32 protein-coding genes are annotated in these 21,672 nt (G+C 41.1%); all 32 read left to right on the forward strand.

Going from position 1 to position 21,672, the window contains the following annotated elements; translation table 11 throughout:
* Positions 1 to 117: 117 nt before the first annotated feature.
* Positions 118 to 3,717 (forward strand): DNA-directed RNA polymerase subunit beta', encoded by a 3,600-nt coding sequence (rpoC, locus tag QNH43_RS00675; RefSeq protein WP_283916489.1) that lies wholly within the window; start codon positions 118 to 120, stop codon positions 3,715 to 3,717.
* A 293-nt stretch (positions 3,718 to 4,010) separates the two neighbouring features.
* Complete coding sequence (locus tag QNH43_RS00680; RefSeq protein ID WP_034305040.1) at positions 4,011 to 4,259, forward strand: 50S ribosomal protein L7ae-like protein; 249 nt, start codon at positions 4,011 to 4,013, stop codon at positions 4,257 to 4,259.
* Between the two features lie 104 nt (positions 4,260 to 4,363).
* Positions 4,364 to 4,786 carry a 30S ribosomal protein S12 gene (rpsL, locus tag QNH43_RS00685; RefSeq protein ID WP_034305038.1) on the forward strand — a complete coding sequence of 141 codons (423 nt, stop codon included), beginning with the start codon at positions 4,364 to 4,366 and terminating at the stop codon, positions 4,784 to 4,786.
* Positions 4,787 to 4,827: 41 nt separating this feature from the next.
* Complete coding sequence (gene rpsG / locus QNH43_RS00690) at positions 4,828 to 5,298, forward strand: 30S ribosomal protein S7 (protein WP_048677878.1); 471 nt, start codon at positions 4,828 to 4,830, stop codon at positions 5,296 to 5,298.
* Positions 5,299 to 5,342: 44 nt separating this feature from the next.
* Complete coding sequence (gene fusA / locus QNH43_RS00695; protein ID WP_214751057.1) at positions 5,343 to 7,421, forward strand: elongation factor G; 2,079 nt, start codon at positions 5,343 to 5,345, stop codon at positions 7,419 to 7,421.
* A gap of 120 nt (positions 7,422 to 7,541) precedes the next feature.
* Positions 7,542 to 8,729 carry an elongation factor Tu gene (tuf, locus tag QNH43_RS00700; RefSeq protein WP_048677883.1) on the forward strand — a complete coding sequence of 396 codons (1,188 nt, stop codon included), beginning with the start codon at positions 7,542 to 7,544 and terminating at the stop codon, positions 8,727 to 8,729.
* A gap of 422 nt (positions 8,730 to 9,151) precedes the next feature.
* Entirely contained in the window at positions 9,152 to 9,460 is a 309-nt protein-coding gene (gene rpsJ / locus QNH43_RS00705; RefSeq protein WP_019244375.1) for a 30S ribosomal protein S10, read from the forward strand.
* Positions 9,461 to 9,500: 40 nt separating this feature from the next.
* Complete coding sequence (gene rplC, locus QNH43_RS00710) at positions 9,501 to 10,130, forward strand: 50S ribosomal protein L3 (RefSeq protein ID WP_192207443.1); 630 nt, start codon at positions 9,501 to 9,503, stop codon at positions 10,128 to 10,130.
* A 25-nt stretch (positions 10,131 to 10,155) separates the two neighbouring features.
* Entirely contained in the window at positions 10,156 to 10,779 is a 624-nt protein-coding gene (rplD, locus tag QNH43_RS00715) for a 50S ribosomal protein L4 (protein WP_192207444.1), read from the forward strand.
* Positions 10,779 to 11,063, forward strand: a complete 285-nt coding sequence (gene rplW / locus QNH43_RS00720; protein ID WP_034305023.1) for a 50S ribosomal protein L23 — start codon at positions 10,779 to 10,781, stop codon at positions 11,061 to 11,063. Before rplD ends, rplW begins: the two co-directional genes overlap by 1 nt.
* Positions 11,064 to 11,089: 26 nt before the next feature.
* Positions 11,090 to 11,920 (forward strand): 50S ribosomal protein L2, encoded by an 831-nt coding sequence (gene rplB / locus QNH43_RS00725; protein WP_034305021.1) that lies wholly within the window; start codon positions 11,090 to 11,092, stop codon positions 11,918 to 11,920.
* Positions 11,921 to 11,980: 60 nt separating this feature from the next.
* Positions 11,981 to 12,259 (forward strand): 30S ribosomal protein S19, encoded by a 279-nt coding sequence (gene rpsS, locus QNH43_RS00730; protein ID WP_034305018.1) that lies wholly within the window; start codon positions 11,981 to 11,983, stop codon positions 12,257 to 12,259.
* Positions 12,260 to 12,276: 17 nt separating this feature from the next.
* Entirely contained in the window at positions 12,277 to 12,618 is a 342-nt protein-coding gene (gene rplV, locus QNH43_RS00735; RefSeq protein WP_283916490.1) for a 50S ribosomal protein L22, read from the forward strand.
* 3 nt (positions 12,619 to 12,621) lie between these two features.
* Positions 12,622 to 13,278 carry a 30S ribosomal protein S3 gene (gene rpsC, locus QNH43_RS00740; protein ID WP_034305014.1) on the forward strand — a complete coding sequence of 219 codons (657 nt, stop codon included), beginning with the start codon at positions 12,622 to 12,624 and terminating at the stop codon, positions 13,276 to 13,278.
* A gap of 1 nt (position 13,279) precedes the next feature.
* The gene (gene rplP, locus QNH43_RS00745; protein WP_034305012.1) at positions 13,280 to 13,714 is read left to right on the forward strand and encodes a 50S ribosomal protein L16; all 435 of its coding nucleotides are present in this window, start codon (positions 13,280 to 13,282) and stop codon (positions 13,712 to 13,714) included.
* The gene (gene rpmC / locus QNH43_RS00750) at positions 13,704 to 13,907 is read left to right on the forward strand and encodes a 50S ribosomal protein L29 (RefSeq protein ID WP_034305010.1); all 204 of its coding nucleotides are present in this window, start codon (positions 13,704 to 13,706) and stop codon (positions 13,905 to 13,907) included. The genes rplP and rpmC overlap by 11 nt, the downstream gene beginning before the upstream one ends.
* 18 nt (positions 13,908 to 13,925) lie before the next feature.
* Positions 13,926 to 14,189, forward strand: coding sequence for a 30S ribosomal protein S17 (rpsQ, locus tag QNH43_RS00755; protein WP_048677887.1), 264 nt, complete (start codon positions 13,926 to 13,928; stop codon positions 14,187 to 14,189).
* Positions 14,190 to 14,230: 41 nt separating this feature from the next.
* Positions 14,231 to 14,599: a 50S ribosomal protein L14 gene (rplN, locus tag QNH43_RS00760; protein ID WP_034305005.1), complete on the forward strand. Its 369-nt coding sequence runs from the start codon at positions 14,231 to 14,233 to the stop codon at positions 14,597 to 14,599.
* A 43-nt stretch (positions 14,600 to 14,642) separates the two neighbouring features.
* Positions 14,643 to 14,954, forward strand: a complete 312-nt coding sequence (rplX, locus tag QNH43_RS00765; RefSeq protein WP_034305002.1) for a 50S ribosomal protein L24 — start codon at positions 14,643 to 14,645, stop codon at positions 14,952 to 14,954.
* 29 nt (positions 14,955 to 14,983) lie between these two features.
* Positions 14,984 to 15,523, forward strand: coding sequence for a 50S ribosomal protein L5 (gene rplE / locus QNH43_RS00770; RefSeq protein ID WP_048677889.1), 540 nt, complete (start codon positions 14,984 to 14,986; stop codon positions 15,521 to 15,523).
* Positions 15,524 to 15,548: 25 nt separating this feature from the next.
* Positions 15,549 to 15,734, forward strand: a complete 186-nt coding sequence (locus QNH43_RS00775) for a type Z 30S ribosomal protein S14 (RefSeq protein ID WP_034304998.1) — start codon at positions 15,549 to 15,551, stop codon at positions 15,732 to 15,734.
* A 30-nt stretch (positions 15,735 to 15,764) separates the two neighbouring features.
* Positions 15,765 to 16,163, forward strand: coding sequence for a 30S ribosomal protein S8 (gene rpsH / locus QNH43_RS00780; protein WP_034304995.1), 399 nt, complete (start codon positions 15,765 to 15,767; stop codon positions 16,161 to 16,163).
* Positions 16,164 to 16,193: 30 nt separating this feature from the next.
* Positions 16,194 to 16,730 (forward strand): 50S ribosomal protein L6, encoded by a 537-nt coding sequence (rplF, locus tag QNH43_RS00785; protein ID WP_207439805.1) that lies wholly within the window; start codon positions 16,194 to 16,196, stop codon positions 16,728 to 16,730.
* 32 nt (positions 16,731 to 16,762) lie between these two features.
* The gene (gene rplR, locus QNH43_RS00790) at positions 16,763 to 17,125 is read left to right on the forward strand and encodes a 50S ribosomal protein L18 (protein WP_076372859.1); all 363 of its coding nucleotides are present in this window, start codon (positions 16,763 to 16,765) and stop codon (positions 17,123 to 17,125) included.
* Between the two features lie 22 nt (positions 17,126 to 17,147).
* Positions 17,148 to 17,648 carry a 30S ribosomal protein S5 gene (gene rpsE, locus QNH43_RS00795; RefSeq protein ID WP_034304987.1) on the forward strand — a complete coding sequence of 167 codons (501 nt, stop codon included), beginning with the start codon at positions 17,148 to 17,150 and terminating at the stop codon, positions 17,646 to 17,648.
* A 16-nt stretch (positions 17,649 to 17,664) separates the two neighbouring features.
* Positions 17,665 to 17,847 (forward strand): 50S ribosomal protein L30, encoded by a 183-nt coding sequence (gene rpmD / locus QNH43_RS00800; RefSeq protein ID WP_076372857.1) that lies wholly within the window; start codon positions 17,665 to 17,667, stop codon positions 17,845 to 17,847.
* 32 nt (positions 17,848 to 17,879) lie between these two features.
* The gene (gene rplO, locus QNH43_RS00805) at positions 17,880 to 18,320 is read left to right on the forward strand and encodes a 50S ribosomal protein L15 (RefSeq protein ID WP_034304982.1); all 441 of its coding nucleotides are present in this window, start codon (positions 17,880 to 17,882) and stop codon (positions 18,318 to 18,320) included.
* Complete coding sequence (gene secY / locus QNH43_RS00810) at positions 18,320 to 19,615, forward strand: preprotein translocase subunit SecY (RefSeq protein ID WP_034304981.1); 1,296 nt, start codon at positions 18,320 to 18,322, stop codon at positions 19,613 to 19,615. Before rplO ends, secY begins: the two co-directional genes overlap by 1 nt.
* Before the next feature lie 58 nt (positions 19,616 to 19,673).
* Positions 19,674 to 20,327, forward strand: a complete 654-nt coding sequence (locus QNH43_RS00815; protein ID WP_076372856.1) for an adenylate kinase — start codon at positions 19,674 to 19,676, stop codon at positions 20,325 to 20,327.
* A gap of 565 nt (positions 20,328 to 20,892) precedes the next feature.
* On the forward strand, positions 20,893 to 21,111 hold the full coding sequence (infA, locus tag QNH43_RS00825) for a translation initiation factor IF-1 (protein WP_028390440.1): 219 nt from the start codon (positions 20,893 to 20,895) through the stop codon (positions 21,109 to 21,111).
* Between the two features lie 40 nt (positions 21,112 to 21,151).
* Positions 21,152 to 21,265 (forward strand): 50S ribosomal protein L36, encoded by a 114-nt coding sequence (gene rpmJ, locus QNH43_RS00830; RefSeq protein ID WP_003156543.1) that lies wholly within the window; start codon positions 21,152 to 21,154, stop codon positions 21,263 to 21,265.
* 22 nt (positions 21,266 to 21,287) lie between these two features.
* On the forward strand, positions 21,288 to 21,653 hold the full coding sequence (gene rpsM, locus QNH43_RS00835; RefSeq protein ID WP_034304978.1) for a 30S ribosomal protein S13: 366 nt from the start codon (positions 21,288 to 21,290) through the stop codon (positions 21,651 to 21,653).
* Positions 21,654 to 21,672 lie beyond the last annotated feature (19 nt).

Here is a 21,672-nt window from a genome sequence, read left to right on the forward strand (position 1 = left end):
ATCATGCTGCCTTGTTAGAGCCTTATTGATTCAATCAACCATCATCCGGTGTAAGATTGCCTGATATTTGACGGCAATCAAGGGTTAAACCTGGAGATTAAAAGGGAGGTAGGCCCCTTGTTAGACGTTAATAATTTTGAGTATATGAAAATTGGTCTTGCTTCACCAGACAAGATTCGTTCTTGGTCCCATGGAGAAGTTAAAAAACCAGAAACAATCAACTATCGTACGTTAAAGCCAGAAAAAGACGGTTTATTCTGTGAGAGAATTTTTGGACCTCAAAAGGACTGGGAATGTCATTGCGGGAAATATAAACGTGTTCGTTATAAAGGCGTAGTCTGTGACCGTTGTGGCGTTGAAGTCACTCGTGCTAAGGTGCGTCGTGAGCGTATGGGTCATATTGAGCTGGCAGCTCCGGTTTCACACATATGGTATTTTAAAGGAATCCCTAGCCGTATGGGACTTGTACTTGACATGTCTCCACGGGCTTTGGAAGAAGTCATTTACTTTGCATCTTACGTCGTAACTGAAACGGGCGATACAACTTTAGAAAAGAAACAGCTTCTTTCCGAAAAGGAATATCGTACATACCGTGAAAAATACGGTAAGAAATTCCAAGCCGCCATGGGTGCGGAAGCTATTAAAAAACTTTTGCAAGATATTGATACGGAAAAGGAAGTAGAGTCGTTGAAAGAGGAGCTTAAAACAGCTCAAGGACAACGCAGAACCCGTGCAATCAAACGCTTGGAAGTGCTTGAAGCATTCCGTAACTCCGGAAATGAGCCTTCATGGATGATCCTTGACGTGCTTCCGGTCATTCCACCGGAACTTCGTCCTATGGTTCAACTTGATGGAGGACGTTTTGCCACATCAGATCTAAATGATTTATATCGCCGTGTTATCAACCGTAATAATCGGTTGAAAAGATTACTGGACCTTGGAGCACCAAGCATTATCGTTCAAAATGAGAAGCGTATGCTGCAAGAAGCTGTCGATGCTCTTATCGATAATGGCCGTCGGGGCCGTCCGGTAACTGGACCTGGTAACCGTCCGTTAAAATCTTTATCTCACATGTTAAAAGGTAAACAAGGTCGTTTCCGTCAAAACCTTCTTGGTAAACGTGTTGATTATTCTGGCCGTTCCGTTATCGTAGTCGGACCAAACTTAAAGATGTACCAATGTGGTCTTCCAAAAGAAATGGCGATTGAATTATTCAAACCATTCGTTATGAAGGAGCTTGTTCAAAGAGGCCTGGCACATAACATCAAATCCGCTAAGCGTAAAATTGAACGTTTATCTCCGGAAATTTGGGATGTATTGGAAGAAGTTATTAGAGAACACCCAGTACTATTGAACCGTGCACCGACTCTTCACAGACTTGGGATCCAAGCATTTGAACCAACTTTGGTTGAAGGTCGCGCAATTCGTTTGCATCCGCTCGTATGTACAGCTTACAACGCTGACTTTGATGGTGACCAAATGGCGGTCCACGTTCCTCTATCTTCTGAAGCCCAAGCTGAAGCGCGCATGCTTATGCTTGCAGCACAGAACATTTTGAACCCTAAAGATGGTAAACCTGTCGTTACGCCTTCTCAAGATATGGTATTAGGTAACTATTACTTAACATTGGAAAGAGAAGGCGCTATCGGTGAGGGCATGATCTTTAAAGATACAAGTGAAGCATTACTTGCATACCAAAACGGATATGTGCACTTACATTCCCGTTGTGCCGTACATGCATCGTCACTAAATAACGAAACTTTCACTGAAGAACAAAACGGCCAACTTCTCATTACGACTGTTGGTAAATTGATCTTCAATGAGATTTTGCCAAAATCATTCCCGTATATTAACGAACCGACACGATATAATTTGGAAACGAAAACTCCAGAGAAATATTTTGTGGAAAAAGGCGCTAATATCCCTGAGTTGATTAAGGCCCAACCTGCTATCGATCCTTTCAAGAAAAAAATTCTTGGAAATATCATTGCGGAAGTCTTTAAACGCTTTAAAATTACCGAAACATCAAAAATGCTTGACCGGATGAAAGATCTTGGATTCAAATATTCGACAAAGGCTGGTATTACCGTTGGTGTGGCTGATATCGTCGTTTTAAAAGAAAAACAAGAAATCATTTCTGAGGCTCAAACCAAAGTGGATAACGTCTTGAAACAATTCAGACGCGGTCTTATTACTGAGGATGAGCGTTATGATCGCGTCATTTCGATTTGGAGTGCTGCCAAGGATACCATTCAGTCCAAACTTATGGACTCACTGGACCGCCGCAACCCGATCTTCATGATGAGTGACTCCGGTGCCCGTGGTAATGCTTCCAACTTTACGCAGCTTGCGGGTATGCGTGGTTTGATGGCCAACCCGGCTGGACGTATCATTGAATTACCGATCAAATCAAGTTTCCGTGAAGGTTTAACAGTGTTGGAGTACTTCATCTCTACACATGGTGCGCGTAAAGGTCTTGCCGATACAGCGCTTAAAACAGCCGATTCCGGTTACCTTACCCGCCGACTTGTTGACGTTGCACAAGATGTCATCATCCGTGATGACGATTGCGGAACTGACCGCGGCTTGAAAATTTCAGCCTTGAGAGAGGGTACTGAAATAATTGAGCATCTTGAAGAGCGCCTAATCGGCCGTTATGCAAGAAAAGCGATCAGACATCCAGAAACAAATGAAGTAATCGTGGCTGAAAACGACCTTATTACTGAAGATCTTGCTAACTATATTGAATCACTTGGAATTGAAACAGCGTGGATCCGTTCCGCATTTACATGTAATACCAGTCATGGTGTATGTAAAAAATGTTACGGACGCAACTTGGCTACCGGTCAAGAAGTTGAAGTGGGCGAAGCAGTCGGTATTATTGCCGCTCAATCAATCGGAGAACCTGGTACACAGTTGACGATGCGTACATTCCATACAGGTGGGGTTGCCGGGGACGATATCACTCAAGGTCTTCCTCGTATCCAAGAGATATTTGAAGCGAGAAATCCTAAAGGTCAAGCTGTCATTTCCGAAATCGAAGGAACGATTGTTTCGATTAATGAAATTCGGGATAAACAACAGGAAATCGTTGTCCAAGGTGCTGTTGAATCACGCACGTATACTGCGCCGTACACAGCGCGTTTAAGAGTAACTGTCGATACGCCTGTCCGTCGTGGTGAAGAGTTGACTGAGGGTTCCATCGATCCGAAAGAATTGCTGAAGGTTACAGACGTGCTTACTGTTCAGGAATACCTGCTTCATGAAGTTCAGAAAGTATACCGGATGCAAGGTGTTGAAATCGGCGATAAACATATCGAGGTAATGGTTAGACAAATGATGCGTAAAGTCCGTGTGCTTGATGCAGGTGAAACTGAAGTGCTTCCAGGAACATTATTGGATGTTAACCAGTTCACTACTGCAAACACTGATGCATTGCTTACCAACAAATTACCGGCTACAGGACGCCCTGTGTTGCTAGGTATCACAAAAGCATCCCTAGAAACGGATTCCTTCTTGTCCGCCGCGTCATTCCAAGAAACAACTAGAGTCTTGACTGATGCAGCAATTAAAGGAAAACGTGATGAATTGCTTGGGCTTAAAGAAAATGTCATCATCGGTAAACTTGTCCCTGCAGGAACGGGAATGCTTAGATACAGAAAAGCAAACCCTGTCGTTGTTGGTGACGAAAATGCCGACACCGTAACGGTGGATTAAAGGAAAAAGGATCAGCTCAATAATTTAAACTGAAAACTCCACTCCAGTTTCTCATTGGAGCTGTAGGATCAGAGTTTATTGAGCTGGTCTCTCTTATTACTCATGGCTGACTGAAAAGCAGTATGAGGATTTGATATATTCCGTTTAGGCAAATTGATAATTTTAATAGAATTATGTAAGGAAAACCTTTTGCTTGAATTATTTTTTTGAAAGAAGTTGACAGTATCCGACTAATAATGATACTATAGCAAAGGTGCTCCTATGTTACCCTGTAACTTTGGAGGATATGGACCATGTCTTATGAAAAAGTAATACAGGCAAAGTCAGTGATTATAGGGACGAAGCAAGCAGTTAGAGCTCTTAAAAACAATTTAATTCAAGAAGTTATCATCGCTGATGATGCAGATATATACTTGACTGGGCGTGTCGTTGAGACTGCCAAAGAATTGGATGTTCCTATCACATATGTTGATTCGATGAGAATGCTTGGCAAAGCATGTGGTATTGATGTCGGAGCAGCAACTGTTGCCATCAAAAAGTAAAGATGTTTTTGCAATTATATTTGCAAAGACTTTGTTTTTACCCATTTATGAACCACCTGGATGTGTGGTACTAGAAATGAAAACGTGAAGGGAGGAAAAATGTAATGCCTACTATTAATCAATTAGTGCGTAAAGGACGCGAGTCTAAAGAGGTTAATTCAAAATCTCCAGCACTTAACAAAGGCTACAACAGCTTTAAAAAAGCACAAACTAACGTATCATCTCCGCAAAAACGTGGTGTTTGCACTCGTGTGGGTACTATGACACCGAAAAAACCAAACTCCGCGTTACGTAAATATGCGCGTGTACGTTTAACAAACGGTATCGAGGTAACAGCTTATATCCCAGGTATCGGTCACAACCTACAAGAACACAGCGTGGTTCTTATCCGTGGCGGTCGTGTAAAAGATTTACCAGGGGTACGTTACCATATCGTACGTGGTGCTCTTGATACAGCTGGAGTTAACAATCGTATGCAAGGCCGTTCTAAATACGGTACTAAGCGTCCGAAAGCAGCAAAAAAATAATCTTAAACAAAAATTGAACTTTCTTGAAAGGAGGAAATATAATGCCTCGTAAAGGACCTGTAACGAAAAGAGACGTATTACCAGATCCAATATATAATTCAAAACTTGTGACTCGCTTAATCAACAAATTAATGGTTGATGGACAAAGAGGTAAATCACAAAAAATTCTTTACTCTGCATTTGATTTAATCAAAGAACGTACTGGCAATGAGCCGATCGAAGTTTTCGATCAAGCACTTAAAAACATCATGCCTGTACTAGAAGTAAAAGCACGCCGTGTGGGTGGAGCTAACTACCAAGTACCAGTTGAGGTGCGTCCAGACCGCAAATCGACTCTAGGACTTCGTTGGTTAGTAAACTACTCTCGCCTTCGTGGAGAAAAAACGATGGAAGAGCGTTTAGCTTATGAAATCATGGATGCTGCTAACAACACTGGAGCAGCAGTTAAGAAACGTGAAGATACTCACAAAATGGCTGAAGCCAACAAAGCTTTCGCACATTATCGCTGGTAAGATCAAACACTATAAAATCCTTATAGAAGGAAGGAGAAAGACAAATGGCAAGAGAGTTCTCCTTAGCAAACACTCGTAATATTGGTATCATGGCTCACATCGATGCTGGTAAAACGACAACAACAGAACGTGTTCTATATTACACTGGTAAAATCCACAAAATTGGTGAAACGCACGAAGGTGCTTCACAAATGGACTGGATGGAACAGGAACAAGAACGCGGAATCACGATCACATCCGCTGCAACAACTGCACAGTGGAAAGGTCACCGTGTAAACATCATCGATACACCGGGACACGTAGACTTCACAGTTGAAGTTGAACGTTCTTTGCGCGTACTTGATGGAGCTGTAGCCGTACTTGATGCCCAATCAGGTGTTGAGCCTCAAACTGAAACAGTTTGGCGCCAAGCTACAACTTACGGTGTACCACGTGTCGTATTCGTAAACAAAATGGACAAAATCGGTGCAGATTTCTTGTATTCAGTTGGAACAATCCACGACCGTTTACAAGCTAACGCTCACCCAGTTCAGTTACCAATCGGAGCAGAAGATCAATTCTCTGCAATCATCGACCTTATTGAAATGAAAACTCATTTCTACGGTAATGACCTAGGAACTGATATCACTATCGGTGAAATTCCTGAAGAACACCGGGAATTAGCTGAAGAATACCGTGAGAAGTTAATTGAAGCAGTAGCAGAAGTTAATGAAGACTTAATGGAAAAATACCTTGGCGGCGAAGAAATCAGCATTGCTGAATTGAAAGCAGCTATTCGTACAGCAACCGTTAATGTTGAATTCTTCCCTGTTATTTGTGGATCAGCTTTCAAAAACAAAGGTGTTCAATTAATGCTTGATAACGTTATCGACTTCCTTCCGTCTCCATTGGATGTACCAGCTATCAAAGGTACATTACCGGATTCAGAAGAAGAAGTAGAACGTCATTCAGATGATTCTGAACCGTTCTCGGCTTTAGCGTTTAAAGTTATGACTGACCCTTACGTTGGTAAACTTACATTCTTCCGTGTGTACTCAGGTACATTAGAATCAGGATCTTATGTAATCAACTCGACTAAAGGTAAACGTGAACGTATTGGACGTATCCTTCAAATGCACGCAAACAGCCGTGAAGAAATATCTACTGTATATGCAGGTGATATCGCAGCTGCTGTAGGATTGAAAGATACTACAACTGGAGACACTCTATGTGATGATAAGAATCAAGTAATTCTTGAGTCCATGGTATTCCCAGAACCGGTTATTTCACTTTCAGTTGAACCGAAATCAAAAGCAGACCAAGACAAAATGTCTCAAGCTTTACAAAAGCTTCAAGATGAAGATCCAACATTCCGTGCGCATACTGACCAAGAAACTGGTCAAACAATTATCGCTGGTATGGGTGAACTTCACTTGGACATCCTTGTTGACCGTATGCGTCGCGAATTCAAAGTGGAAGCTAACGTAGGTGCTCCTCAGGTAGCATACCGTGAAACTTTCCGTGGTTCAGCTAAAGTTGAAGGTAAATTCGTTCGCCAATCTGGTGGTCGTGGACAATTCGGACACGTATGGATCGAATTTGGTCCAAACGAAGAAGGTAAAGGATTCGAATTTGAAAATGCTATCGTCGGTGGTGTAGTACCACGTGAATACATCCCTGCTGTACAAGCTGGATTAGTTGATTCACTTGACCGTGGTGTACTTGCTGGTTACCCGCTAGTCGACATCAAAGCAAAATTATTTGACGGATCTTACCATGACGTTGACTCCAACGAAATGGCATTTAAAATCGCTGCATCCATGGCACTTAAAAATGCAGCATCTAAATGTAAGCCTGTCATCCTTGAACCAATCATGAAAGTGGAAGTAGTTATTCCAGAAGATTACCTAGGCGACATCATGGGGGATATCACATCTCGTCGTGGTCGTGTAGAAGGTATGGAAGCTCGCGGTAACACGCAAATGGTTAAAGCGATGGTTCCACTATCTGAAATGTTCGGATATGCTACATCTTTACGTTCTAACACTCAAGGACGCGGAACATTCTCTATGCACTTCGATCATTATGAAGAAGTACCTAAGAGCATTTCTGAAGAAATCATCAAAAAAAATAAAGGTGAATAATTGATTTTCATCTCTTATTAAAGTATAACTATCTTATGTAAGCTGTGATGGAAGAATTAGTCTTCTTTCACAGCCCTATATACTTAATCTTTTATTTATAATTTTAAGGAGGAATTCCTAATGGGAAAAGCTAAATTTGATCGTTCAAAACCGCACGTTAACGTTGGAACAATTGGTCACGTTGACCATGGTAAAACAACTCTAACTGCTGCAATCACAACTGTACTTGCTAAATCTGGTGGCGCAGAAGCTCGCGCTTATGACCAAATCGATGGTGCTCCAGAAGAAAGAGAACGTGGTATCACAATCTCTACTGCACACGTTGAGTACGAAACAGCTACTCGTCACTATGCACACGTTGACTGCCCAGGACATGCTGACTATGTTAAAAACATGATCACTGGTGCTGCACAAATGGACGGCGGGATCTTAGTAGTATCTGCTGCTGATGGCCCAATGCCACAAACTCGTGAGCACATCCTTCTTTCTCGTCAAGTAGGTGTACCATACCTAGTAGTATTCATGAACAAATGCGACATGGTAGATGACGAAGAACTTCTTGAATTAGTAGAAATGGAAATCCGTGATCTATTATCTGAATACGAATTCCCTGGCGATGACATTCCAGTTATCAAAGGTTCTGCACTAAAAGCTCTTCAAGGAGATGCTGCTTGGGAAGAAAAAATTCATGAATTAATGACAGCTGTTGACGAGTATATCCCAGAACCAACTCGTGACACTGACAAACCATTCATGATGCCAGTTGAGGATGTATTCTCAATCACTGGTCGTGGAACAGTTGCTACTGGTCGTGTTGAGCGTGGACAAGTTAAAGTCGGTGACGTTGTTGACATCATCGGTTTCAACGAAGAGTCTAAACCAACAACTGTAACTGGTGTTGAAATGTTCCGTAAACTTCTTGACTATGCTGAAGCTGGTGACAACATCGGTGCACTTCTTCGTGGTGTATCCCGTGAAGATATCCAACGTGGACAAGTTCTTGCTAAACCAAGCACTATCACTCCACACACAAAGTTCAAAGCTGAAGTTTATGTTCTTTCTAAAGAAGAAGGTGGACGTCACACTCCATTCTTTACAAACTACCGTCCTCAGTTCTACTTCCGTACAACTGACGTAACTGGTATTTGTAACCTTCCTGAAGGCGTAGAAATGGTTATGCCTGGAGACAACATCGAAATGACTGTAGAACTTATCGCTCCAATCGCTATCGAAGAAGGTACTAAATTCTCTATCCGTGAGGGTGGACGTACTGTAGGCGCTGGCGTAGTTGCTACAATCCAAGAATAATTGATTGATAAAACAATATTGGAAGGGACGCCTTCCGGAAGAAGCAGATGGGACGCCATCTGCTTCTTTTCTATTTTTAAAGGATATTCATTCTTTCTTCTATAATATATCCGTAAAAAATGAAGTGCACTTAATTGGTATATTGAACATTTCCGAAATGAAGAAAATGGATTTGAAAGACCACGTGGAATGTACTTGTAAATACTAGTGAAAGTATGTATAATAATAAAAGTGTGTTGCACAAGAAAAATTTAAGTTTAACTTGCATTTTACTTGTGTTATATGTATAATAGACAATGTTGGTCTTTGACTGCGATGATATGGAAGGTTGCTGACACACCCGGCCGCTTTGCCATGGCGAGTGTGTGGGAAATTTCCATTGAGAAGGTCTATTTTAAAATAGGCGAAAAGGAGGGAAAATTATGGCAAAACAAAAAATTCGTATCCGTTTAAAAGCATATGATCACAGAATTCTTGATCAATCTGCTGAGAAAATTGTTGAAACTGCAAAACGTTCTGGTGCGGCTGTATCTGGTCCAATTCCATTACCTACTGAAAGATCGGTATATACGATCCTACGTGCGGTTCATAAATACAAAGACTCTCGTGAACAATTCGAAATGCGTACGCATAAACGTCTAATCGACATCGTTAATCCAACTCCACAAACAGTTGATTCATTGATGCGTTTAGATTTACCATCAGGCGTTGACATTGAAATCAAATTATAATTCATATAAATATGAACAATTACTCTAGGAGGTGTGACTTATGACCAAAGGAATCTTAGGAAGAAAAATCGGTATGACTCAAGTTTTTGCTGAAAACGGTGAACTTATTCCGGTAACAGTTATCGAAGCTGCTAATAACGTGGTTCTTCAAAAGAAAACTGTTGAAACTGATGGCTATGAAGCAGTTCAAGTTGGTTTTGAAAACAAACGTGAAAAGCTTTCTAACAAACCTGAAAAGGGCCATGTTGAAAAAGCAAATACTACTCCTAAGCGCTTCATTCGCGAATTCCGCGGAACGGATCTTAATGAATATGAGATCGGTCAAGAAGTCAATGTAAGTATTTTCGCTGAAGGCGATTTAGTAGATGTATCAGGAATTTCAAAAGGTAAAGGATTCCAAGGCTCTATCAAGCGTCATGGACAATCTCGCGGACCAATGTCTCACGGTTCTCGTTACCACCGTCGCCCAGGTTCAATGGGTCCTGTAGCTCCAAACCGCGTATTCAAAGGTAAACTTTTACCAGGACGTATGGGTGGAGAACAAATCACTGTTCAAAACTTAGCTATCGTTAAAGTTGATGTTGAACGTAACCTACTATTGATCAAGGGTAATGTACCTGGTGCTAGAAAAGCATTGATCAAAGTTAAATCTGCTGTTAAAGCAAAGTAATTTCTAAGAAAGGAGGAGCAATAGAATGCCAAAAGTTACATTGTTCAACCAAACAGGTTCTCAAGTTGGCGACATCGAACTAAATGAATCCATCTTTGGTATCGAACCTAATAATCACGTATTATTTGAAGCAATCATCATGCAACGAGCTTCCTTACGTCAAGGAACTCATAAAGTTAAAAACCGTTCTGAAGTAGCAGGCGGTGGACGTAAACCTTGGAAACAAAAAGGAACTGGACGTGCGCGTCAAGGTTCTATCCGTTCTCCACAATGGCGTGGCGGTGGTATTGTTTTTGGACCAACTCCAAGATCTTACTCTTACAAGCTGCCTAAAAAGGTACGTCGTTTAGCTATTAAATCTGCATTGTCTGCAAAGGCATTGGAAGAGAACATTTTGGTACTTGAAAGCTTGTCTTTCGAAGCTCCAAAAACAAAAGAGTTTGTAGCGGTTCTTAAAAACCTTTCTGTTGACACTAAAACTTTAGTCGTTACTGACGGTTTAGATGAGAAAGTTGCTCTTTCTGCACGTAACATCCCTGGTGTTACTGTAGTTGAAGCTGATGGTCTTAATGTTCTTGATGTTGTTTCACACAACAAATTGATCTTGACTAAATCAGCTGTCGAAAAAGTAGAGGAGGTGCTTGCATAATGGATGCACGCGATATCATTAAGCGCCCCGTAATCACTGAACGCTCTTCAGACATAATGGCTGAAAAGAAATATACTTTTGAAGTTGATGTTAGAGCTAATAAAACTCAAGTTAAAGATGCTGTTCAAGAAATTTTCGGCGTTAAGGTTGAGAAAGTAAACATCATGAACTACAAAGGTAAATTCAAACGCATGGGCAAACATGCAGGCTATACTAACAAGCGCCGTAAAGCTATTGTTAAATTAACTGCTGACAGCAAAGAAATCGAGCTATTCGAGGCTTAATTCATTAGAGAAGGAGGGAAATACAAATGGCGATTAAGAAGTATAAACCTACCTCTAACGGTCGACGTAATATGACAACTTCCGATTTTGCTGAGATCACTACAGACAAACCGGAAAAATCATTACTTGCTCCTTTACACAGCAAAGGCGGCCGTAATAACCAAGGTAAGTTAACAGTTCGTCATCAAGGTGGCGGCCACAAGCGTCAATACCGTATCATCGATTTCAAACGGAATAAAGATGGTATACCAGGACGCGTTGCTACTATTGAGTACGATCCAAATCGTTCTGCAAACATTGCATTAATTAATTACGTTGATGGAGAAAAACGTTATATCCTAGCTCCGAAGAACCTAGAAGTAGGTTTGGAAGTTATGTCAGGTCCAGAAGCTGACATCAAAGTGGGTAACGCACTACCTCTTATTAACATCCCAGTTGGTACAGTAATTCATAACATCGAACTTAAACCAGGAAAAGGTGGACAATTGGTCCGTTCAGCAGGTACATCTGCTCAAGTACTTGGTAAAGAAGGTCGTTATGTACTTGTACGTTTAAACTCAGGTGAGGTTCGTATGATTCTTGCTACTTGCCGTGCTTCAATCGGTCAAGTTGGTAATGAACAACATGAACTTATCAACATTGGTAAAGCTGGCCGTAACCGTTGGTTAGGTAAACGCCCAACAGTTCGTGGATCTGTAATGAACCCGAATGATCACCCGCACGGTGGTGGTGAAGGTAAAGCTCCAATCGGACGTAAATCACCAATGTCTCCATGGGGTAAACCTACTCTTGGATTCAAAACTCGTAAGAAGAAAAACAAATCCGATAAATTTATCGTACGTCGTCGTAAAAAATAACGGGATTGAACTACGGTTCATATATAGAACCGTAGAACAGTCACGAAGGGAGGTACTCGCATGGGTCGTAGCTTAAAAAAAGGACCTTTTGTTGATGATCATTTATTGGTAAAAGTTGAAAAATTAAATGAAGCTGACAAGAAACAGGTAGTAAAAACTTGGTCTCGTCGCTCAACAATCTTCCCGCAATTCATCGGACACACAATCGCCGTTTATGACGGTCGTAAGCATGTTCCGGTTTATGTAACAGAAGATATGGTAGGTCACAAACTAGGCGAATTCGCGCCTACACGCACTTATAAAGGTCACGCAAGTGATGACAAGAAAACAAGACGTTAATGAGAGGAGGGCATCTCATGCAAGCAAAAGCTGTCGCTAGAACAGTTCGTATTGCTCCTCGTAAAGTGCGTTTAGTCGCAGACTTAATTCGAGGAAAACAAGTAGGTGAAGCAGTAGCGATTCTTCGCTTAACACCAAAATCTGCTTCTCCAGTCGTAGAAAAAGTTTTGAATTCTGCTATCGCAAATGCAGAACATAACTACGAAATGGATATCAATAACCTAGTCGTTTCAGAGGCATACGTTAACGAAGGACCAACATTAAAACGTTTCCGTCCTCGCGCTCAAGGTCGTGCGAGTGCAATTAACAAACGTACTAGTCATATTACAATCGTTGTATCAGAAAAGAAGGAGGGGTAATCTGTGGGTCAAAAGGTAAATCCAATCGGTATGCGTATCGGGATAATCCGTGACTGGGAATCCAAATGGTACGCTGATAAAGACTACGCAGTTCTTTTGCATGAAGACATCAAAGTTCGTGAATATATCGCGAAACGTCTAAACGATGCTTCTGTTTCAAAAGTTGAAATCGAACGTGCAGCTAACCGTATCAATGTATCTGTCCACACTGCTAAACCAGGAATGGTTATCGGTAAAGGCGGTACTGAAGTCGAAGCACTTCGTAAAGCTTTGAACCAGTTGACTGGCAAAAGAGTTCATATCAATATCATTGAAATTAAAAGAGCAGATCTTGACGCAAAATTGGTTGCAGAAAACATCGCTCGTCAATTAGAAAACCGTGTTTCATTCCGTCGCGCTCAAAAGCAAGCTATCCAACGTACTATGCGTTCTGGAGCAAAAGGAATCAAAACTCAAGTTTCTGGTCGTCTTGGCGGTGCTGATATTGCTCGTGCTGAACATTACAGCGAAGGAACAGTTCCACTTCACACACTTCGTGCAGACATAGATTATGCTCATGCTGAAGCAGATACTACTTACGGTAAGCTAGGCGTGAAAGTTTGGATCTACCGTGGAGAAGTTCTTCCTACTAAGAAGAAATCTGAGGAAGGAGGAAAATAATATGTTATTGCCAAAACGCGTAAAATACCGTCGTGAACACCGCGGTAAGATGAGAGGGATGGCTAAGGGCGGCACTGAAGTTCATTTCGGAGAATTTGGACTTCAAGCTCAAGAAGCTTCCTGGATCACGAACCGCCAAATCGAAGCAGCTCGTATTGCGATGACTCGTTATATGAAACGTGGAGGGAAAGTTTGGATCAAAATCTTCCCAAGCAAACCTTACACAGCTAAGCCGCTTGAAGTACGGATGGGTTCCGGTAAAGGTGCTCCTGAAGGTTGGGTAGCAGTAGTTAAACCGGGCAAAGTTATGTTTGAAATCTCTGGTGTATCTGAAGAGGTGGCAAGAGAAGCATTGCGCCTTGCAGCACACAAACTTCCAATCAAATGCAAGTTTGTAAAAAGAGAGGAAATTGGTGGTGAAACAAATGAAAGCTAATGAAATCAAAGATCTAACCACTGCTGAAATTGAACAAAAACTAAAATCTCTTAAAGAAGAACTATTTAATCTTCGTTTCCAGTTAGCTACTGGACAACTTGAAAATACAGCTCGCATCCGTGAAGTTCGCAAATCGATTGCTCGTATGAAAACAGTTGTTCGTCAAAGAGAGATCGGTGTCACTAATCGATAATGAATGGAGGTTTGCAGAATGAGCGAACGCAACCAACGCAAAATCTACACTGGACGCGTAGTATCCGACAAAATGGATAAAACAGTTACAGTAGTTGTAGAAACCTATAAAAAGCATTCTTTATACGGTAAACGCGTGAAATACTCTAAAAAGTTTAAAGCTCATGACGAGCTAAACGAAGCTAAAGCAGGCGACGTAGTACGTATCATGGAAACTCGTCCACTTTCAGCTACAAAACGCTTCCGTCTTGTAGAAGTAGTAGAAAAAGCAGTAATCATTTAATATAGTTCGGATTAAGCTAATTCCGAAGGGAGGTACCGTACATGATTCAACAAGAATCTCGTTTAAAAGTCGCTGACAATTCAGGTGCTCGTGAAGTGCTAACAATTAAAGTCCTAGGTGGTTCTGGCCGTAAAACTGCAAACATCGGTGATATCATCGTTTGTACAGTTAAACAGGCAACACCAGGAGGCGTTGTTAAAAAAGGTGAAGTCGTTAAGGCTGTTGTTGTCCGTACAAAACGTGGTATGCGTCGTCCTGACGGTTCTTACATTCGTTTTGATGAAAACGCATGTGTAATTATCCGTGACGATAAGAGCCCACGTGGAACACGTATTTTTGGACCTGTTGCTCGTGAATTACGTGACAATAGCTTCATGAAGATCGTTTCTCTTGCTCCAGAAGTTCTATAATATGTAAAATTTGTATAAAGCCTTTCAAGGAGGTGCCAAGCTAATGCATGTTAAAAAAGGTGACAAAGTCGTAGTCATCTCTGGTAAGGACAAAGGCAAACAAGGAACAATTCTTTCTGCGTATCCGAAACAAAATCGTGTGCTTGTTGAAGGAATTAACATCGTGAAAAAGCATTCTAAGCCATCTCAACTTAATCCACAAGGTGGAATTATCAGCAAGGAAGCTGCTATTCACGTATCCAATGTAATGCCACTTGATCCTAAATCAGGTAAACCGACTCGTGTTGGATATAAGATCGAAAATGGTAAAAAAGTACGCGTAGCTAAAATTTCAGGTGAATCTTTAGATAAATAAGTCATAAATGAAGGGAGGTACACTAAGCAATGAGCCGCCTTAAAGAAAAATTCAAAAGTGAAATTACACCATCATTGATGGGTAAATTCAACTATCAATCAGTAATGCAAGTACCAAACATTGAGAAAATCGTTATTAACATGGGTGTGGGTGACGCAGTATCTAACTCGAAAGCTTTAGATACAGCTGTTGAAGAACTTACATTGATCACTGGTCAAAAACCAGTTATAACAAAAGCAAAAAAATCAATCGCAGGCTTCCGTTTGCGTGAAGGTATGCCTATCGGAGCGAAAGTTACATTACGTGGAGAGCGTATGTATCAATTCCTTGATAAGCTAGTATCTGTATCTTTACCGCGTGTACGTGATTTCCGCGGCGTTTCAAAGAAATCCTTTGACGGACGTGGAAACTATACATTAGGCGTTAAAGAACAACTTATCTTCCCTGAGATTGATTACGATAAAGTGAGCAAAGTTCGTGGTATGGACATCGTTATCGTAACGACTGCCAACACTGACGAAGAAGCTCGTGAACTACTTACTCAAGTTGGAATGCCGTTCCAAAAGTAATCTCTAAATAAAGGGAGGCGAAATCGTGGCTAAAAAGTCTATGATCGTAAAGCAAAAACGCGAACAGAAGTTTAAAGTACAAGAATATACACGTTGCGAACGTTGCGGACGTCCACATTCTGTATTACGTAAATTTAAACTTTGTCGTATTTGTTTCCGCGAACTTGCATATAAAGGACAAATTCCTGGCGTTAAAAAAGCTAGCTGGTAAAACCCGAGTTTGGGAAGGAGGTAAAATATAATGGTCATGACAGATCCTATTGCAGATATGCTTACTCGCATCCGTAATGCGAATATGGTTCGTCACGAAAAACTGGAAGTTCCTGCTTCAAAGATCAAAAAGGAAATTGCTGAGATCTTAAAAAGTGAAGGCTTCGTACGTGACTTTGAATTAATCGAAGACAACAAACAAGGTATCATCCGTATCTTCTTAAAATACGGTGCAAACAACGAACGTGTTATCACTGGTCTAAAACGTATCAGCAAACCTGGTTTGCGTGTATATGCAAAAACTGGAGAGGTACCACGCGTTCTTAACGGTTTAGGTATCGCAATTGTTTCTACTTCTCACGGAGTTTTAACAGACAAGGAAGCTCGCTCTAAACAAGTTGGCGGAGAAGTTTTAGCATACGTTTGGTAATACATTTTCACAAGAATGGAGGTGCACATTATGTCTCGTATAGGTAAAAAACCTATTGAAATCCCTGCAGGCGTGACAGTTACTGTTACTGGAAGTGAAGTAACTGTTAAAGGACCTAAAGGTGAATTAACTAGATCATTCAATCCTGACCTTTCAATCGTTGTTGAAGAGAACGTGTTAACTGTTACACGTCCGTCTGACGAGAAGGCTCACCGTTCTTTACACGGTACTACTCGCGCACTTATCTCTAACATGGTTGAAGGTGTATCAACTGGATTCGTAAAATCACTTGAACTTATTGGGGTTGGGTACCGTGCACAAAAGCAAGGTAACAAGCTTATCCTTAACGTAGGATATTCCCACCCTGTAGAAATAGAGCCAGAAGCTGGCGTTGAAGTCGAAGTTCCTTCTAATACAAAAGTAATCATCAAAGGTGCAAGCAAAGAACGTGTAGGAGCTCTAGCAGCTAATATCCGTGATGTTCGCCCGCCTGAACCGTATAAAGGTAAAGGTATCCGTTACGAAGGCGAATTCGTTCGTCGTAAAGAAGGTAAAACTGGTAAGTAATGCCGCATAAGTAAACGAAAGGAGTGACGTAAATGATTACGAAGCTTGATAAAAATGCTACTCGTCAGAAAAGACATGCGCGTGTACGTGCTAAGCTTTCTGGAACAGAAGCTCGTCCTCGTTTAAATGTGTTTCGTTCAAACAAACACATTTACGCACAATTAATTGACGATGCAAAAGGCGTAACATTGGCAAGTGCTTCAACTCTTGATAAAGAGATCAGTATCGAAGCAGGTAGCAATGCTGAAGCAGCTCAAAAAGTTGGCGAACTTATTGCGAAACGTGCTGTTGAAAAAGGTTTCAAAGCTGTGGTATTTGACCGCGGTGGTTACCTCTTCCATGGTCGTGTAAAAGCATTGGCTGACGCTGCTCGTGAAAACGGCTTAGAATTTTAATGGATAAGGAGGGACATAACAGATGCGTAGCATTGATCCTAATAAATTAGAACTTGAAGAACGCGTAGTTACAGTAAATCGTGTAGCTAAAGTTGTTAAAGGCGGACGTCGTTTCCGTTTCACTGCACTAGTTGTTGTTGGTGATAAAAATGGTCATGTTGGATTTGGTACTGGTAAAGCTCAAGAAGTTCCGGATGCTATCCGTAAAGCAATTGAGGATGCTAAGAAAAATCTAATTACTGTACCGATGGTTGGTACTACTATTCCTCACCTTGTGAACGGTCGCTATGGCGCAGGTCACATTCTATTGAAACCAGCTTCTGAAGGTACAGGAGTAATTGCTGGTGGTCCTGTTCGTGCGGTACTTGAGTTAGGCGGAGTTAGCGATATCTTGTCTAAATCACTAGGTACTAATACACCTATTAATATGGTTCGCGCCACAATTGAAGGATTGAAGCAATTGAAACGTGCTGAAGACGTAGCTAAGTTACGTGGAAAATCAGTACAAGAACTGTTAGGATAAGGAGGGAAATCGAATTATGGCTAATAAATTAGAAATTACCCTCACTCGCAGCTTAATTGGTCGTCCTGAAGATCAACGTGTTACAGTTAACACTTTGGGTTTACGCAAAATGCATCAAACGGTTATCCAAGAAGATAACCCTGCGATTCGCGGTATGATTACCAAAGTTGCTCATCTTGTTACTGTAAAAGAACAATAAAATAATTTTTAACTTAACAAGGAGGTGCCAACATGAAACTTCATGAGTTAAAAGCTGCAGAAGGTTCTCGTAAAGAACGTAAACGTAAAGGTCGCGGTATTGGATCTGGTAACGGTAAAACAGCAGGTAAAGGACATAAAGGACAAAACGCTCGCTCCGGCGGCGGTGTGCGTCTTGGATTTGAAGGGGGACAAACTCCTCTATTCAGACGTTTACCTAAACGTGGATTTACCAACATCAACCGTAAAGACTACGCTATCGTTAACCTTGATACGTTAAATCTTTTCGAAGACGGTACTGAAGTAACACCAGCTCTTTTACTTGAGACTGGGGTTGTAAGTAAAGAAAAAGCAGGAATCAAAATTCTTGCCAAAGGAAGCATAGAGAAAAAGCTTACTGTTAAAGCTCACAAATTCTCGTCTACTGCTAAAGAAGCTATCGAAGCTGCTGGCGGTAATACAGAGGTGATCTAATGTTTCGCACGATCTCCAATTTTATGCGCGTGGGTGAAATAAGGAATAAGATTATTTTTACCCTTCTAATGTTAATCGTCTATCGCATCGGTACATTTATACCTGTACCGCATGTGAATGCCGATTTTCTCGCTGAACAGGACCAGCTGAGCGTCATCGGTCTTTTAAATACCTTTGGCGGCGGGGCACTGCAAAACTTCTCCATATTGGCGATGGGTATCATGCCGTACATCACGGCATCCATCATCGTTCAGCTGTTACAGATGGATGTTGTTCCTAAGTTCACTGAATGGTCTAAACAAGGGGAAGCAGGGCGCCGTAAATTAGCTCAATTCACTCGTTACTTCACTATTATCCTAGGATTCATCCAAGCAGTTGGTATGTCTTATGGGTTCAATAATATGTCAGGTGGCCAGTTGATTGAAAATCCTGGAATTGCAACATACTTGCTTATTGCGACTGTCTTAACGGCAGGAACAGCTTTTCTTTTGTGGTTAGGGGAGCTGATCACTGCTAAGGGTGTGGGTAATGGGATTTCCATCATTATCTTTGCTGGTATCGTAGCTAGTTTGCCTACTACGGCAAATCAGATTTACGCCCAACAATTTGAAAATGCCGGAGATCAATTATTCTTACGAATCATAACGATTATCCTCATTGTTTTAGCAGTATTAGCAATCGTGGTTGCTGTTATTTTCATTCAGCAGGCATTGCGTAAAATTCCTATTCAGTATGCGAAACGTGCTGCGGTAGGTCGTACACAAATGGGTGGCCAGTCTACTCATTTACCATTGAAAGTAAATGCTGCGGGGGTTATTCCGGTAATCTTTGCAATGGCATTTATCATTACTCCCACTACAATCGCTTCTTTCTTTGGAAAGAACAGCGTGACTAGTTGGATATCAACAAATCTTGATTACACCAAGCCAATTGGTATGATCATATATGTTGCTCTTATCATTGCTTTTGCGTATTTTTATGCATTCATTCAGGTTAACCCTGAACAAATGGCTGAGAATTTGAAAAAGCAAGGTGGCTATGTGCCGGGGATTCGTCCAGGTAAGAGTACACAAGAATATTTAACACGTGTTTTATACCGTTTGACGTTTGTAGGCTCTATATTCTTAGCCATCATTGCCGTTTTACCGGTATTTTTCATTAAGCTTGCTGATCTACCTCAATCTGCACAGATTGGTGGTACCAGTTTGCTGATCGTAGTGGGGGTTGCCCTTGATACGATGAAGCAGCTGGAATCACAACTTGTGAAGAGACACTATAAAGGCTTTATAAAGTAATGAGTTTTGGGAACGGCTTGTTCCCTTTACCCATTATAGAGTTTGAGGGGGAAGAAAATTGAATCTAGTTTTAATGGGTCTGCCGGGTGCTGGTAAGGGCACTCAAGCTGAACAAATCGTAGAAAAATATAATATCCCTCATATCTCTACTGGAGATATGTTCCGAACAGCTATCAAAGAAGGAACAGAACTAGGTCTAAAAGCGAAATCATTCATGGACAAAGGCGAATTGGTACCTGATGAAGTTACCATTGGCATAGTACGTGAACGTTTAAGCAAGGAAGACTGCCTTAAAGGATTTTTGCTTGATGGGTTTCCACGTACTGTGGCACAGGCAGAGGCACTTGAAAGCATTCTTGCTGATTTAGATCGTCAAATGAATTTTGTCATTAATATCGATGTTGATAAAAGCATCTTAATGGATAGATTGACAGGACGTCGTATTTGCAAATCATGTGGTGCGACATACCATCTTGTTTTCAATCCTCCTGCTAAAGATGATGTATGCGACCGCTGCGGCGGAGAATTATATCAACGTGCCGACGATAATGCAGAAACGGTTCAGAATCGCCTAGATGTGAATTTGAAACAAACCAAGCCACTTCTTGATTTCTACGGAGACAAAGGGTACTTGGTCAACATTAACGGACAGCAAGATATTAATAAGGTATTTGAAGATATCGATGTGTTGCTTGGTGCTTTACAAAATTAATCATTCGTATTGATTTATGAAATTCATACCATTTTTATAACTTACTAGTTAAACTTGGTGCATTCCTATAGTACAAAGGGTATAATGGATTTCGCGAGAGCATTCGCACATTTATTAATCAGGTTCTTGTACTTGGTATTCCCTGAATTGGGCGATTACTTTTCAAGTGATCTTCATGGACATATCCGGTCGGCAAAATTGATGAAGAAATGCAGTGACTCTATTGGGATTCCTAAAGAGTCGTGATATAGAGGGTTGAAAGAAGCTATGCCAGGCGTGCGCCTTTCAAACATCTCCCATGCTATTCAAACCTATGTCGAGACTAATTGCTTCTCTATTTCGAGAGTATGTCGGTCACGGAATCGGTCAAGACTTACATGAGGGCCCATAAAATCCTCATTTCGGTCCAACTGATAAAGGTCCTCAGTTAAAGCCTGGTTCTACAAAATGGTGAATACTTGATGCAGAATTGTAAGACTTATGAGGATAATTGGACTGTAGTAATGTTGACGGAAAGATGTGCACCTTTAATAGGTTCACGCATAGAGAAGGGAGAATCACTTTAATGGCGAAAGATGATGTAATTGAAGTAGAAGGCACAGTACAAGAGACTTTGCCAAATGCAATGTTTAAGGTAGAATTAGAAAATGGTCATACTGTTTTAGCTCATGTATCCGGTAAAATTCGTATGCACTTTATTCGCATTTTGCCTGGAGATAAAGTTACGGTTGAGCTTTCCCCGTATGATCTAACTCGCGGCAGAATCACATACCGGTTCAAATAATCCGGTTACGCTCCGATCTGTATAAGGAGGTTAGATAGCAATGAAAGTCAGACCATCAGTCAAACCAATCTGCGAAAAGTGTAAAGTTATCCGCAGAAAAGGTAAAGTTATGGTTATTTGCGAAAACCCTAAACATAAACAAAAACAAGGCTAAATAGAAGGAGGTGCACTCAAGCATGGCACGTATTGCTGGAGTAGATATTCCCCGTGACAAACGTATTGTTATCTCATTAACATATATATATGGTATTGGAAAACAAACAGCGATCAAGATTCTTGCAGAAGCAGGCGTTTCTGAAGAAACTCGCGTTCGTGACTTAACGGAAGACGAATTGAACAAAATTCGTGATATCATTGACAAGCTTAAAGTAGAAGGCGACCTTCGTCGTGAAATCTCCCTAAACATCAAACGTTTAATGGAAATCGGTTCTTACCGTGGTTTACGTCACCGTCGTGGTCTTCCTGTTCGCGGTCAAAATACAAAAAACAATGCTCGTACGCGTAAAGGACCTCGTCGTACTGTAGCTAACAAGAAAAAATAATTAGTAAAGGAGGTTACTT

It is taken from the genome of Peribacillus simplex (assembly GCF_030123325.1).
GTDB lineage: Bacteria > Bacillota > Bacilli > Bacillales > DSM-1321 > Peribacillus > Peribacillus simplex_D.